General features: G+C 63.4%; 11 protein-coding genes and 1 tRNA gene. 6 read left to right on the top strand and 6 right to left on the bottom strand.

The features are described 5' to 3' along the window. Positions 1-8: 8 nt before the first annotated feature. A complete protein-coding gene (locus tag AC0L3X_RS21145) occupies positions 9-1,127 on the bottom strand; it encodes a molybdopterin-binding protein (protein ID WP_063985271.1) in 1,119 nt (372 codons plus the stop codon). A 54-nt stretch (positions 1,128-1,181) separates the two neighbouring features. Next, entirely contained in the window at positions 1,182-2,015 is an 834-nt protein-coding gene (locus tag AC0L3X_RS21150) for an ABC transporter substrate-binding protein (RefSeq protein ID WP_063985272.1), read from the bottom strand. A 323-nt stretch (positions 2,016-2,338) separates the two neighbouring features. Between AC0L3X_RS21150 and AC0L3X_RS21155 the strand changes: the two genes are divergently transcribed. Continuing rightward, positions 2,339-3,232 carry a helix-turn-helix transcriptional regulator gene (locus AC0L3X_RS21155; RefSeq protein WP_063985273.1) on the top strand — a complete coding sequence of 298 codons (894 nt, stop codon included), beginning with the start codon at positions 2,339-2,341 and terminating at the stop codon, positions 3,230-3,232. A 98-nt stretch (positions 3,233-3,330) separates the two neighbouring features. Beyond that, positions 3,331-4,560: an ABC transporter substrate-binding protein gene (locus AC0L3X_RS21160; protein ID WP_063985274.1), complete on the top strand. Its 1,230-nt coding sequence runs from the start codon at positions 3,331-3,333 to the stop codon at positions 4,558-4,560. Positions 4,561-4,685: 125 nt separating this feature from the next. Here AC0L3X_RS21160 and AC0L3X_RS21165 read toward each other — a convergent pair whose 3' ends face one another. Continuing rightward, complete coding sequence (locus tag AC0L3X_RS21165) at positions 4,686-5,663, bottom strand: TAXI family TRAP transporter solute-binding subunit (RefSeq protein ID WP_063985275.1); 978 nt, start codon at positions 5,661-5,663, stop codon at positions 4,686-4,688. A 107-nt stretch (positions 5,664-5,770) separates the two neighbouring features. On the opposite strand from AC0L3X_RS21165, the gene AC0L3X_RS21170 reads away from it, so the two are divergent. The 3 genes from AC0L3X_RS21170 to AC0L3X_RS21180 all read left to right on the top strand — a co-directional run bounded on the left by AC0L3X_RS21170 (position 5,771) and on the right by AC0L3X_RS21180 (position 8,910). Next, a complete protein-coding gene (locus AC0L3X_RS21170) occupies positions 5,771-6,748 on the top strand; it encodes a Bug family tripartite tricarboxylate transporter substrate binding protein (protein WP_063986651.1) in 978 nt (325 codons plus the stop codon). A gap of 343 nt (positions 6,749-7,091) precedes the next feature. Next, positions 7,092-7,167: transfer RNA gene (locus AC0L3X_RS21175), tRNA-Ile, on the top strand. A gap of 420 nt (positions 7,168-7,587) precedes the next feature. Further along, entirely contained in the window at positions 7,588-8,910 is a 1,323-nt protein-coding gene (locus AC0L3X_RS21180; RefSeq protein ID WP_231144285.1) for an epoxide hydrolase family protein, read from the top strand. Here the strand turns inward: AC0L3X_RS21180 and AC0L3X_RS21185 are convergent. Continuing rightward, positions 8,891-9,439, bottom strand: a complete 549-nt coding sequence (locus AC0L3X_RS21185; protein ID WP_187387803.1) for a hypothetical protein — start codon at positions 9,437-9,439, stop codon at positions 8,891-8,893. The genes AC0L3X_RS21180 and AC0L3X_RS21185 overlap by 20 nt on opposite strands. A 261-nt stretch (positions 9,440-9,700) precedes the next feature. Between AC0L3X_RS21185 and AC0L3X_RS21190 the strand changes: the two genes are divergently transcribed. Then, positions 9,701-13,084: an adenylate/guanylate cyclase domain-containing protein gene (locus AC0L3X_RS21190; RefSeq protein ID WP_084795286.1), complete on the top strand. Its 3,384-nt coding sequence runs from the start codon at positions 9,701-9,703 to the stop codon at positions 13,082-13,084. Here the strand turns inward: AC0L3X_RS21190 and AC0L3X_RS21195 are convergent. Together AC0L3X_RS21195 and AC0L3X_RS21200 are read right to left on the bottom strand one after the other, a co-directional pair. Then, positions 13,074-13,328: a hypothetical protein gene (locus tag AC0L3X_RS21195; RefSeq protein WP_231144284.1), complete on the bottom strand. Its 255-nt coding sequence runs from the start codon at positions 13,326-13,328 to the stop codon at positions 13,074-13,076. The two genes, AC0L3X_RS21190 and AC0L3X_RS21195, sit on opposite strands and share 11 nt — an antisense overlap. 9 nt (positions 13,329-13,337) lie before the next feature. After that, complete coding sequence (locus AC0L3X_RS21200) at positions 13,338-14,036, bottom strand: VOC family protein (RefSeq protein WP_063985278.1); 699 nt, start codon at positions 14,034-14,036, stop codon at positions 13,338-13,340. Positions 14,037-14,118: the final 82 nt, after the last annotated feature.

Genomic DNA, 14,118 nt, shown 5'->3' on the forward strand with positions numbered 1-14,118 from the left:
AACTCATATCACTCCCGCATCAGATAGGCATCGACCGGCGTTCCTGCCGCAAATCCCTCGTGGCTGGCGGGAACGAGCAGCCATGCATCGGCCCGGGCAATGGCCTGAAGCGGCCATTCCCCCACCGCAAGCGGGAGCCACGCATGATGTTCCTCGGCCAGCAGGGCGATTTCGGCGATGCCGACACTGGATGCGATTTTTCGCGCAAGCGGCAAGGTCATGCGTCGGCGTAACTGCCGCGCCGACAGCCGATCGACGAGCGGCAGCGCGAGCGCGAGCCAGGCGGCAAGCGCATGATCGGGCGAGCCGGGCAAGGCGACGATTGGAACCGGTCCGAGCCGCCCGACCGCGGCGGTGCGTCCGGGCTGGAGCGCGAGGCCATGGGCGAGCACGTCACCATGCCGGGCCAGCGCGCTGACCGCGGCATCCCGGCGGCCGGCGCCGCTGCCGCCGATCGTCACGACGAGATCGCAAGTGAGATCGCAAGTGAGATCGCCGAGCGCTTCCGCGATCGATGCCGCATCTCGCGCGGCAGCTTCGCGCGCTTGCACCTGCAGCCCTGCCGCGCGCGCGATCTCGGCAATCATGTGCGCCGTCAAAGCCGCACCCGGGACGTTGACGATGCCCAGCCGCGGCTGCCGTACGCTTAGCTTTTCAACACCGGCGGTGCGCGCGAGCAGCAGTGTGGCAGGATGGATCAAATGCCCTTCCGCCACGGCGGGCGCCCGCCCGGCGATGTCGCTTCCGGCGCGCCTGACGCCCTGTCCGGGCACGCCCTCCGCCAGCACCTGGGCGAGTGGACCCGACACCTCGACTGCGTCGGCATCGAGCACACAATCACATCCCGGCGGCATCGCGTCGCCGGCATCGACCCAAACGGGCGCCGTCGTCAGAGGCAGCGGCGAATAGGCGGACGCACCGACAATATCGTTGGCGCAGAGCGCCCAGCCGTCCGCAGCGGCGATGTCGCACGACGGACAGGCCGCAAGCGGCGGCGTCCCTGCCGCGATGCAGCCGGCGGCCTCCGTCAGGGGCAACTCGATCGTCGCGATCGGATCAACGCCTCGCAGCAACGCGGCGAGCGCAGTGTCGAGCGGCGTCAGTGCTGGCGGCAGGCGCTGGGTCATGCGCCATGATGGACCATGCATCGTCCGGTTTGGCAACCGCTGGCAACGCGAAGCTCAGCCGCCGGACTTGGCCGCATTGGGGAAGAACAGCTGCTGTCCGTCGACCTTGTAGCCGGCGATCGCCGCCTGCCCCTCCGGCGAAATCAGCCAGTCGATGAAGGTCTGCCCCAGCTCCTTCTTCACGTCCGGAAACTTTTCCGGATTCACCAGCATCGCGCCGTACTGATTAAGCAGCCGCTTGTCGCCTTCGACGACGATGTCGAGATCGCCGCGATCCTTGAAGGCGATCCAGCTGCCGCGGTCGGACAGCACATAGGCGTTCGCCGTGCGCGCCGCGTCGAGGGCTGCGTCCATCCCTTGCTTGACTTCGCGATACCATGCGCCCTTGGCGGCGGCGATATCGATGCCGGCGACGATCCAGAGCGCGAGCTCCGCGCCATGGGTGCCCGACCGGTCACCGCGCGTCACGAACGGCGCGCCCTTGGCCTCGATCGCCTTCAGCGCGGTGGCGATGTCCTTGCCTTTCACGGCGGCGGGATCGCTCTTCGGTCCGATCAGCACATAGTCGTTGTACATCACGTCAAAGCGCTTCACGCCAAAACCGTCAGCGACGAACTTCTCTTCCTGCGGCCGTGCGTGCATCAGCACGACGTCGACTTCGCCCCTGCGCGCGCCGTCGAGCACTTCATCTGCACGCCGCGCGATCACCGTCACCTCGATGCCGGTCTTCTCGCGGAAGATCGGCAGCAGATGATCGAGCAGGCCGGACTCCTGTGTCGCCGTGGTCGAGGCCAGCACGATCGCGCGGTCCTCCGCAAATGACGCCGCCACGCCCGCGGCGAGGCCGCAGAGAAGCGCGAGTGCAACGGACAGGCGGCGGACGACCATGATCGGGTTCCCATTGGCTATGACGCAATCATGATGATCGATTGCGCCACACTCGTGACGCGTTTGCGCGTTGCGCTCCCCACTCGGGATATTTCGGCAATGCGGCCCGCGCGGTGCGCCCATTGCAATTGCGAGCGCGATGGCCGCAAGGCCCGCGCCACGCGGGTGCTTCAGGATCGTTCACCAAAGCAGAGATCGCGCGTGAGGATGTGTTGCAAAGCAGCGAGATGATCGGGCATGGTCCTGGCGGACGTAAATTGAAATGCAGAATTCCACCTGCGTCGAACGCCAAAAAGAAGCAAGAATTTGCATAGGAATGCAGGATGGAATTCCTGACGACCAGCGAAGCCGCCGACTACCTTCGGCTCGGCGAACGCAAGCTCTACGAACTCGTCACCACCGGCGCGATTCCCTGCACCAAGGTGACCGGGAAGTGGCTCTTCCCGCGGCACGAGCTCGACCTCTGGGTCCTGTCGGGACTGGCGCGTCCGGCCGGCATGCTGACTGCGGAGCCGCCGCCGGTCGTGGGCGGCAGCCAGGACGAGCTTTTGGACTGGAGCCTGCGTGAATCCGGCTCGGGCCTGGGATCGATGAGCGAGGGCAGCGCGCGCGGGCTCGAGCGCTTGCAACGCGACGAGGTGATGGCGGCGGCGGTGCACTTCCACAGCCTGGAGGCCGACGGCAATCTTGCTTCCGACGCCAGTGCGACGACGCTGCGTGACGCGCCTGACCTGCATGATGCGGTGCTGGTCGCATTCGTGCGCCGCGAGCAGGGTCTCGTGCTGCCGCCGGGCAATCCGAAACGGCTGCGCGGCCTCTCCGACGTGCTTGCGCTCGGTGTCAGGATGGCGATGCGACAACAGGGCACAGGCGCGCAGATGCTGCTCGACGTGCTGTTGAAGCGCGCCGGCGCCTCGACCCGCGATCTGCGCCGGATCGAGACGCCGGCCCTCACCGGGCCGGATCTCGCCGAGATCGTCCGCGCCGGACAGGCCGATTGCGGAATCGCGACGCGTGCGGCGGCGCGCTCGGCCGGGCTCGATTTCGTGCCGCTGGTCTGGGAGAATTTTGATCTCGCAATGCGGCAGCGCAGCTATTTCCGCCCGCCGATGCAGGCCCTGATCCGGTTCCTCAGCGAAAGGCGGCTGCGACAGCGCGCCGAGGAACTGACCGGCTACGATCCCTCGCCGGCGGGACAGATCCGCTTCGCGGCCTGACGTTGACGCCCGACCCCAAATAGTTGCAAAAGAAACCAATTCAGCCGGGCCATACCCGGGCAACACCGGCCAACGAGCCGGATCAGGGGAGGACAAGCGTGAATCCAACGAGATTTGGACTGCCGGTTGCGGCCGGCTTTGCAGCGACGTTCTTGGCGGCGGCGCTGCTGCCGGGTACGGCGTCGGCGCAGGTTTCCGACGACATCGTCAAGATCGGCGTGCTCACCGACATGAACGGCCCCGCCTCCGCGCCGACCGGCCAGGGATCGGTGACGGCGGCGCAGATGGCGATCGACGATTTCGGCGGCAAGGTGCTCGGCAAGCCGATCAGCATCGTGATCGGCGACCACCAGCTCAAGGCCGATATCGGCGGCGGCATCGCGCGGCGCTGGTATGACGTTGATCAGGTCGACCTGATCGTCGACGTGCCGGTCTCCGCGGTCGGGCTCGCGGTACAGAACATCGCCAACGAGAAGAAGCGGCTGTTCATCACCCACTCGACCGGCACGGCGGATTTCCACGGCAAGTTCTGCTCGCCCTACGCGATCCAGTGGGTGTTCGACACCCGCGCGCTCGCGGTCGGCACCGCGGATGCGGTGGTCAAGCGCGGCGGCGACAGCTGGTTCTTCATCACCGACGACTACGCCTTCGGCCATTCGCTGGAGCGCGACGCCTCCAGCGTCGTCACCGCCAATGGCGGCAAGGTGCTGGGCTCGGTGCGGCCGCCGCTGGCAACCCCCGACCTCTCCTCCTTCGTGCTGCAGGCGCAGGCCTCCAAGGCCAAGATCATCGGCATTGCCGCAGGTCCCCCGAACAACATGAACGAGATCAAGACCGGCTCGGAGTTCGGCGTGTTCAAGGGCGGCCAGCAGATGGCGGCGCTGCTGGCGCTAATCACCGACATCCACGGCCTCGGCCTGCAGGCCGCCCAAGGGCTGTTGCTGACGACGTCGTTCTATTGGGACATGGACGACAAGACCCGCGAATGGTCGAAGCGCTATTTCGCCAAGATGAACAAGATGCCGTCGATGTGGCAGGCCGGCGTCTATTCGAGCGTGATGCACTATCTCAACGCCATCAAGGAGACCGGCACCGACGATCCGCTCAAGGTCGCGGCGAAGATGCGGGAAAAGCCGATCGAGGATTTCTTCGCCCGCAACGGCAAACTGCGCGAGGACAATCTGATGGTGCACGACCTCTGGTTGGTGCAGGTGAAGACGCCGGAGGAGAGCAAATATCCGTGGGACTATTACAAGATCCTCACGACCATCTCGGGCGAGAAGGCGTTTGGTCCACCGGACCCGGCGTGTCCGCTGGTGAAGAAGTGATGCTGTAGCGAGAGGTCGTCGTCATGGCCGGGCTTGTCCCGGCCATCCACGATCTTTCGTACGGCGCCAAGAACGTGGATGCCCGGGACAAGCCCGGGCACGACGATTGTCGATGCAGTCGTGTCCTATTTCATGACACCAATTTCGCGGAAGTATTTTTTCACGCCTGGATGGATCAGCTCCGGCTTCGGCGCCGCCGCGACCGTGTTCGACGCCGTGGTCTCGCAGGCCTGCGCGAGCTGCTTGCAGAACGCCGCCTCGGCGCCGTGCAGCGTCTTGGCGAGACGATAGGCGACGTCATCGGGCAGGTCTTCGCGCGTGAGGACGAAACTCCACGAGCCGAGCGAGGCGATCGGCTCGGCCTGCTTCGGATAGGAGCCGGCCGGCACGGTGAGCGGCTTCAGGAACGCATGCTTGGCGCGAATGCGCGTGATCTCCTCAGCGGTCGGCGCAATGAAGCGCGCGCCTGACGCACTCGATGCCACCGCGGCAAAGCCGGGCCAGCCGATGCCGGCACCCCACAACGCGGCGACGCGGCCATCCTCGACCATCGCGGGGCCATCGCCGGCGCGGTCGAGATAGATCGCCTTGAAATCCTCGTCCTGCTTCAGGCCGAGGCCATCGAGCACGTAGCGCGCCAGGATCGGCAGGCCCGAGCCTTTGGCGCCGAACGCGACGGGCTGGCCGACGAGATCGCGAATGGTCTTGTACGGACTGTCCGCCTGCACCACGAACATGCCGGGGTTGGAATAGATCGCGGTGAGTATCTTCAACCGCACAGGCACGCGGCCGATGCCGGCAAACGCCTCATAGGCCGGCTCGCCCGCGACCAGTGCGAGATCGAGCTTGCCCGTCTCCAGCAGCGGAATGTTCTCGTTGCTGCCCTTGGTGTTGCGGGGCGCGATGGTGATTTGCGGATCGGCCGCGTTCATCGCTTCCGCAAAGGCGTTGCCATAGAGCGGAAAGCCGCCGCCGGGCGTCGCGGTGCCCAGGCTGAGTGTGGTGGTCGGAATGGCCTTGCCTCCGGTTTGAGCATCGGCGGGGCTTGCGAGTGGATTTGCGAGCAGCGCCGCGCCGAGAAGAATTGTGATTGCGAATCTCATGATGAGTCCCGGCCGCCCCGCGTCAACATCGACTTGCGGCGATGTAGGCAGCGGGCGGTTTTTGTGAAAGCATGCAGCCCAACGACAATAGAACAATGGGAGACGTCATGTTGCGAATTTTGCGTAACACTGTTTTTGGGCTGCTGTTTCTTTCAACTCTCCTCAACGCCTCCCCTCCCGCCTCCGCCGCCGGCTACCCCGACCGCCCCGTGCACTGGATGATCGGCTTCGCCGCCGGCGGCCCCGTTGACATCGTGGCGCGGATCATGGCGCAAGCGCTCTCGGATCGCCTCGGCCAGCAATTCATCGTCGAGAACCGCGCCGGCTCCGGCGGCAACATCGCGGCCGCCGCCGCGATCAACGCGGCCCCCGACGGCTATACGCTGTTGTTCGTCGCGCCCAACAACGCGATCTCGACCTCGCTCTACAAGAAGCTGCCTTACGACTTCCTGCGCGACACCGTGCCGGTCGCGAGCATCATGCAGCTCACCAACATGCTGGTCGTCTCCAATGCGATGCCGGTGAAGACGGTTCAGGAGTTCATCGACTACTGCAAGGCCAATCCCGGCAAGATCTCCTTTGCCTCGTCCGGCAACGGCACCTCGGTGCACATGTCGGCGGAGCTGTTCAAGGTGATGACCAAATGCGACATGGTGCACGTGCCCTATCGCGGCTCCGCGATCGCCTTCCCCGACATCATCTCCAACAAGGTGCAGCTGATCTTCGACAACCTCCCCTCCGCGCTCGAGCAGTCGCGCGGCGGCACTGTCCGCGCCCTCGGCGTCACCTCGCCGCAGCGCTGGCCAACCGTGCCCGACGTGCCGGCGATCGCCGAGACCGTGCCGGGCTTCGAATCGGTCGGCTTCTACGGCATCTCCGCGCCGAAGGGCACGCCGCCCGAAGTGATCGAGATCCTCAACAAGGCCGTCGGCGAAGTCCTCAAGGACCCGAAGGTCATCGCGCGGCTGACCGAGAACGGCGGCATCCCGAAGCCGATGACATCAGCCGAGTTCGGCAAGCTGGTCGCCGACGAGACCGAGAAGTGGAAGAAGGTGGTGGAGTTCGCCGGGGTTTCGGTGGACTAGGGGTGGCCCTGCGCGGCGCCCGTAGCGCGCCAGCAAAGCATTCGGAGGGACCTGCAGGCCCCTCCGGAATCACAATGTGCGAAAACAACCCCATGCACAGTAGAAAAGCCACGTAATCACAATGGGTTACGGAAGCGAAAAAAGGGCCTTCGCGAGCCGATTTGACTCGTCGGGCAAAACAGGAGCATAAGGGCACCATCGTCAATTTCGGTAATTCAAAAATCACCGGCAATGCTGCGCCAGGGGTTTCCGTCCGCCGGAGCCAGCATTGCACCCCCGCCTCCATCCCTGTAAACGAACCGCGCACCGTTGCTGGCCGCACATCCGCGGCCGTCCCGCGGCGGGGCCTGTAGCTCAATGGTTAGAGCCGGCCGCTCATAACGGTCTGGTTGCAGGTTCGAGTCCTGCCGGGCCCACCAGCCTTCGCTCGCTTTGTCGCGCCAAATTGGGTCCGATTCGATTCCAGGGCTTCGCGTTCGGGCCAATACCGACCGTGAGTTCACTTTCGCTGACTACCATGCCGACGAACCTGGGGCATCACAGGGAGGTCGCGCGCTAATCGCGGATCACTTCGATGGCCGAGCGCTGGGGCCCTGGTTCAACAAGCTGCGCCGAGCAAGGATCGCTGAATTTGGCGGCGTGCCGTTCGCAAGTAGAGTAAAATCGTCAAGGCGAGCGGCAAACATCAGGCGTTAGAGCCCTGTGCGTGAGTGGGTTCGAGAGTTCCGCGACTATGTGCGAGCCTACCGGGCCTATGTCTCGGCCAACCTTTTGTGGGTCAGAGCGACGCATCGCAGTTCACTAGTCTAGGAGCGGGCTTGTAAACAAGGAGGCCGAACATGACTGCAATCTCCTCTTCACCCACCCGGCGCAGCCTCCTCGCAGGGTCAGTCGCAACTGGTGCCGTCAGCTTGCTGCCAATACATTTCGTCGCCGCACGCGCGCAATCGAAGCAAGGAGGGTCCCCGTTTGGTACGACCAAAGCCGACGCAATTCTTCCCTTCCGCGTCAATGTCCGGGGTGAAGACCTCGCTAATCTCCGCCGGCGCCTCGCGTCCACGCGCTGGCCCACCAAAGAGCTCGTTGAGGATCGGTCGCAGGGTGTGCAACTGGCGACGCTGCGGGCGCTCGCCCGCTACTGGTCGACTGAGTACGACTGGCGCAAGTGCGAGGCACGGCTGAACGCGTTGCCACAGTTCACGACCGTGATCGACGGGGTGAAGATCCATTTCATCCACGTCAAGTCCCGGCATGAGAACGCGCTGCCGCTGATCATGACGCACGGCTGGCCTGGCTCGGTCATCGAACTCCTCGATACCGTCGGTCCCCTGACTGACCCGACCAAGTATGGTGGCACTCCCGACGATGCATTCCACCTGGTGCTGCCGTCCTTGCCAGGCTACGGCTTCTCGGGTGAGCCGACCGAACTCGGATGGGACGCCGCGCGCATCGCGCGTGCGTGGACGGGGCTAATGGATCGCCTCGGCTACACGCGCTACGTCGCCCAGGGTGGCGACGTAGGAGCGGCAGTAACGGATGCGATGGGGCGCCAGGCACCCAAGGGACTTCTCGGCATCCACGTCAACTTGCTCGCGGGTGTGGCGGCAATGTCCGACAAGCTGCCCGCAGAATCCGAGAAGGAACGCGCGGCGCAGAAGGCGGCCGCGACGTTTAGGGCGAGTGGCTTTGGCTACTTCCTAGAGCAGTCGACGCGGCCACAGACGATCGGCTACTCCCTGCTGAATTCACCCCTCGGGCTCGCGAGCTGGATGCTCGACCATGACACGGACAGCTACTACAAGATTTCCCAAGCGTTCGTGGAGGGTAAGCCCGCGGGCAATCTCACCCGGGACAGCATCCTCGACAACATCACGCTGTACTGGCTGACGGGCACTGGGGCCTCGGCCGCACGGTGGTACTGGGAGGCCGGACAGGCCGCAGCCCGTGCGGCCGGCAAGTCTCCTCCTGCGGTCGCGGTTCCCGTGGGATTTTCGACGTTCCCCGGCGAAATCTTTGCTGCGCCCCGAAGTTGGGTCGAGATTATGTACCCCGGCCTCGCCTACTTCAGCGAGGTCGAACGTGGCGGACATTTCGCCGCCTGGGAGGAGCCGAAGCTGTTTTCAGATGAGGTACGCGCAGCCTTCAGATCATTGCGCAAATAACGGACCAGAGGCTCGACGGCTCGGGGTATTGCGACGAGACGCCAGCGCCCGGTCGAACCGGATGGTGCGTGCGAACAGCTTTGGTGCCATTCCGACTTGCGTCGCAAACCGGCGCTGGAATTGACTGGCTAAGGCCGGATTTTGCAACACAGTCCTTGATCCGCGCGCGGCCGCCGGCGGCGACCATCATCCGGGACGAGAGGCCGATCGCGCAGTCCTGCGTGCCGCTTTCGAGCATCGACCCGACCCAGCGCTCGACAATGTCGACGCGCTGAGCAAAATCACTTGCCATCCGCACCGCATCGCCAAGCGCCTCGGCGGATTTGCCTAGTCTAGCGGGCAACATGTTCGCTACTGCGGCGGGTGTGGGCGGACGCAGTTGCGCTCTTGGATCGATGCGGTGTTCATCTGCATCGACTGCGTGAAGCAAGGTCGTCGACTTCCAGAGAACGGTCCGGTGCCCCGAGCGGCAAATCAATTTTGCCGGGGGGCCCGGGCAGGCGATCTTCGCCAGCGCATCGATCAGCAATTCGCTGGTCCGAGGTCCGCGCGGGCACGGATTCGACAAACTGTCGGAATAGCGCCCGGGCCTGCTCCATGTCGAGCGTCGGTACGTCATGCATTGATTTGTTGGTCCTCTATACCAATCGCTAGCGCACAGGGCGGGCATTCAGGGCTCGATTGGTATCGCGATTCCGCGCCCGTGAGGACGTGCTTTCGCGGTCTTTCTTGTGTAATCTCTTTCTGTAGTCGTCGGGCCAACACTTAGATAGGCGACGCACGGATCACGGTGACCGCGGTGCAACAAATTGCGGACTGGCTCAAAAAGCTCGGCATGTCCGAGTATGCGCAGAGGTTCGCCGAGAACGACATTGATATGGCCGTTCTCCCCGACTTGACCGACCAACATCTCAAAGACCTTGGCGTTTCGCTCGGCCACCGGTTGAAAATGCTGCATGCGATCCGCGATCTCAGCAACGTCTCGGCTGCCGTAACGGCACCTTCTGCACTCGTGGATATCGAGCCAACTCGGCGAGACGACGCCGAGCGTCGCCAACTGACGGTGATGTTCACCGACCTCGTTGGCTCGACCGCGCTCTCGACCACGCTCGACCCAGAGGATCTGCGTTCGGTAATCGGCGCTTATCATAAGTGCGTCGCGGAGACGGTCGCCCGGTTCGACGGCTTCGTGGCCAGGTACATGGGCGATGGGGTGCTCATCTATTTCGGCTATCCCCACGCTCATGAGGATGATGCCGAGCGTGCCGTCCGCGCAGGACTGGCGATCATCGAGGCGATCGGCAATCTGGGTATCCAGGAGCCGCTCCGGGTGCGTATCGGGGTCGCGACAGGCTTGGTCGTGGTTGGCGATCTCGTTGGTGCCGGCGAGGCCCAGGAACGCGGGGTGGTGGGCGAGACGCCGAACCTGGCGTCTCGTCTGCAGGGGATCGCTGAGCCGAGCACGGTTGTCATCGCCGAAGGCACCCGAAGGCTGCTCGGAAACCTCTTCGAGCTACAAGACCTCCGGCCGCAGGACCTCAAGGGCATCGCCGCGCCAACGCGGGCCTGGGTGGCGTTGCGGGCGAGCTCCGTGGAGAGCCGCTTCGAGGCGCTACACGCAACTGGCCTGACTGCCCTCGTCGGGCGGGAGGAAGAACTCGAATTGCTTCTACAGCGTTGGGCCAGGGCAAAGACAGGTGAAGGCCAGGCGGTCCTGATCGCCGGTGAGGCTGGGATCGGCAAGTCGCGTCTCACTGCCGCGCTTCTGGAACGACTCGCCGGAGAGCCGCATACGCGTTTGCGCTATGTCTGCTCGCCGCAGCACACCGACAGCGCGCTATATCCGATCATCGGGCAGATGGAACGTGCCGCCGGGCTGGCGCACGACGATACACTGCACGCGAGGCTCGACAAGCTTGATACCCTGCTCGCTCAGACCTCGACCTCGATCGGGGACGCTTCGCTCTTTGCCGAGATGCTGTCGCTTCCGAATGATGGACGCTATCCCGCCCTCAAATTGACCCCGCAGCAGCACAGGCAGCGAACATTCGAAGCGCTCATCTCACAATTAGAAGCGCTTACACGGCAAAGCCCAGTCTTGATAATCTTTGAGGATGCGCATTGGACCGATCCTACGAGCCTAGAAGCTTTCGGCCGGATCGTGGCCAGGATTGAGACCCTTCGCGCGCTAATGATTGTGATATTCCGCCCGGAATTCGATCCGCCCTGGATCGGGCGGCAGCACGTGACCGCCATGACGATCAATCGGCTGACGAAACACCAAGTCGGCGCCATGATCGACGGCGTAGTCGGCAGCAAGCTGCTGCCGGCGGGCATCAGGCAGGACATCATCGAACGTACCGATGGCGTCCCCCTGTTCGTGGAGGAGATGACGAAGGCAGTGCTGGAGGCGGAGGGCCACGGCGCAGTCGAACGCACGATTGCCGTCATTCCGTCCCCGGCCTGGGCAGTCCCCGCAAGTTTGCACGCCTCATTGATGTCGCGGCTCGACCGGCTCGGCCCCGCCAAAGAAGTGGCACAGATTGGCGCGGCGATCGGCCGGGAGTTTTCGCATGCTCTCCTGGCGGCGGTGGTGCGCGTGCCAGCGGCGGAACTGGGATCAGTGCTGAACCGTCTCATAAAGGCTGGTTTGCTTTTCAGGTTAGGCTCGCCGCCGAATGCAACTTACCTATTCAAGCATGCTTTGGTGCGGGACGCGTCCTATAGCACGTTGCTGCGCCAGCCCCGCCGCGCGCTCCATGCACGCATTGCCGAAGCAATTGAAAGCCAATTCGCCGAAACAGCCGAGAGCCAGCCGGAACGGCTAGCACATCACTGCACTGAGGCCGGGCTGATCGAGAGGGCGGCGGCCTTATGGGGCAAGGCGGGACAGCGGTCGCTAGCGCGTTCAGCGCTAGTAGAGGCGACGGTTCAGCTAATCCGCGCTCTTTCACAGATTGCGACGCTGCCGGGCACACCAGCGCTGCGTGGCGACCAGATCAAACTGGAGGTCGCGCTTGTGAATGCCTTGATGAACACCAAGGGCCACGCGGCCCCTGAGACTATCGCATCTCTCGATCGAGCCCGCGCCTTCATCGAGCAAGCGGAGTCACTCGGAGAGCCCCCTGAAGACCCGTTGCTCCTGTTTTCAGTCCTCTATGGGTTCTGGGTCACGAACTATATAAAGTTCAAAAGCGACGCTCTCCTCGACCTTGCGACAGAGTGCTTGGCGCTTGCCGAGAAGCAGGGAACGATGGTTCCGCTCATGCTTGGGCATCGTATTATGGCTACGTCTCTGACGTGTACGGGCGTCCTTGCAGAAAGTCTGGCACATTACGATCAGGCGATCGCGATCTACGAACCCGCCGAGCATCGTACGCTGGCGGCTCGATTTGGCCAGGACATTAGGGTCGCAGCCCTATCCTATCGGTCCTGGGCTCTATGGCTTCTTGGCTTCCCCGAGGCTGCAGGCAGAGACGCTGAACAGGCGCTCAAGGAAGCGCGCGAGATCGGCCAAGCAGCCACTTTGATGTATGCCCTGTTCCATACATCCTTTACCCATATCTGCTGCGGAAACTATGCGGCAGCAAGCGCCGAAGCTAATGAACTTGTCCCCCTGGCAGACGAGAGAGGTTCATTGTTTTGGGGGTCGCTCGGAATGGTGGTCCAAGGTTGCGTCTTGGCCCTCACTGGGAAGGCCTCAGACGCGGTCCATGTGATCGACTCGGGTATCAGAGCACGTCGGTCAACGGCGGCAACAGCGCTAGTGCCATTCTGCTTGTCGTATCTGGCGGGCGCTCATGCTGAACTCGACCACTTCGATGATGCACGGGACTGCATTCGCGAAGCGATGACCCAGGTAGAAACAACCAAGGAAAGTTGGTTTGAGGCCGAGATCAAGCGCATGGCAGGCGAAATCGAGCTATCGTCGCCCAACCCAAACGCAACGAAAGCGGAAGAATATTTCGAACATGCGCTGGCGGTCGCTCGTCAGCAGCAGGCAAAGTCCTGGGAACTGCGTGCGGCTGTGAGCATGGCGCGGCTGTGGTACGATCAGGGCAAACGACAGCAGGCCCACGATATTCTCGCCCCGGTCTATGGTTGGTTCACCGAGGGTTTCGACACGCTGGACTTGAAGGAGGCCAAATCGCTGCTGGAGCAGCTCAAGGCATGAGCGAGAGCAGCGAAACGTCGCGCAATTGATCGCTCGAACAGGCGCGCGCATCGACGCCGCCATGACCGCAACCATCGATTTCAAAGGATCGCCGCGCGATGTCGGCGGATCGAGCTTGGCCGCCAAGCCTCGCAAACCGGCCGCGCTCGTTCGGCGTGATGCCGGTGCAGCGGATCGCGATCAAGGCCAATGCGCCGCCGTCAAAGGCGAGCATGCCGCCACATACCGTGCGTCGCGCCGCCACGAAAATACATCACCGGAATCGCATAGTTCGGAGCAAGTGCGAACCGATTGCTGCCTTTGCGACAGGCCCTATCAGGTGACGAACGGGCCTGGCCTTGCCGTCCCAAGTGGCCGCTGCTTGCGTAACTTTTGCGAACATCTCGCGGATACGGGGCTGGAACTCGATCAGTTCTACGATCTCGCACCCCCCCGCGATGGAATTGCGCACTGCATTAGCTTTTTCAGGCGCCACCTCTCCAAGACGAATTCGTTCCATCAGAGGACCGGCGCGAGCAGGCAGGGAAAAATAGGTGAAGCGGGCGCCCGAAAAAGACATCATCTGCTGGATCGTCGCGCCACACGCCTTGGTCTGCGCGACGGACCGCTGATAATCGTGCGGCTCGACGCAAAAACCGCAGTGCTGAAGACCGCTCCTTCCGGCCGCAAGGAAGGCGCGCCAGCTTGACGGCTCATTGTCGAGCGGCTGAATAAGCTCCAGCTGCACCCCGCCGACCTGGCAGAATCCGAACATGATCAGCGGGCGTGAGGGCCTCTCCAGATACTTGTTATCAGTGACCACCACCGGACCAACCGTGAGCCAGGGCCCGATACCCTGGTCTATCCAGCTCTTGATGGCTTGCTCAAGATCGGGCACCACATAGCCGAGCTGATCAGCGCTTTTCTCAAGCAACGGGATGTCCGCATCGATTGGCTTGCTGAGGCGCTCCATACGATTCTCCGGTGCTGCCGAACGTTGTCGCGCAGACGTTCCGCGACAACCTACTATAACCCTGGAAAATTGCAGTAGGACG

The sequence above is a fragment of the Bradyrhizobium sp. MI1.7 genome (assembly GCF_055811795.1).

Coding starts and splice junctions, on each gene's coding strand:
- AC0L3X_RS21200 (WP_063985278.1), bottom strand. CDS start 14,036: ATGGAGCGCCTCAGCAAGCCAATCGATGCGGACATCCCGTTGCTTGAG.
- AC0L3X_RS21150 (WP_063985272.1), bottom strand. CDS start 2,015: ATGGTCGTCCGCCGCCTGTCCGTTGCACTCGCGCTTCTCTGCGGCCTC.
- AC0L3X_RS21165 (WP_063985275.1), bottom strand. CDS start 5,663: ATGAGATTCGCAATCACAATTCTTCTCGGCGCGGCGCTGCTCGCAAAT.
- AC0L3X_RS21145 (WP_063985271.1), bottom strand. CDS start 1,127: ATGACCCAGCGCCTGCCGCCAGCACTGACGCCGCTCGACACTGCGCTC.
- AC0L3X_RS21155 (WP_063985273.1), top strand. CDS start 2,339: ATGGAATTCCTGACGACCAGCGAAGCCGCCGACTACCTTCGGCTCGGC.
- AC0L3X_RS21170 (WP_063986651.1), top strand. CDS start 5,771: ATGTTGCGAATTTTGCGTAACACTGTTTTTGGGCTGCTGTTTCTTTCA.
- AC0L3X_RS21180 (WP_231144285.1), top strand. CDS start 7,588: ATGACTGCAATCTCCTCTTCACCCACCCGGCGCAGCCTCCTCGCAGGG.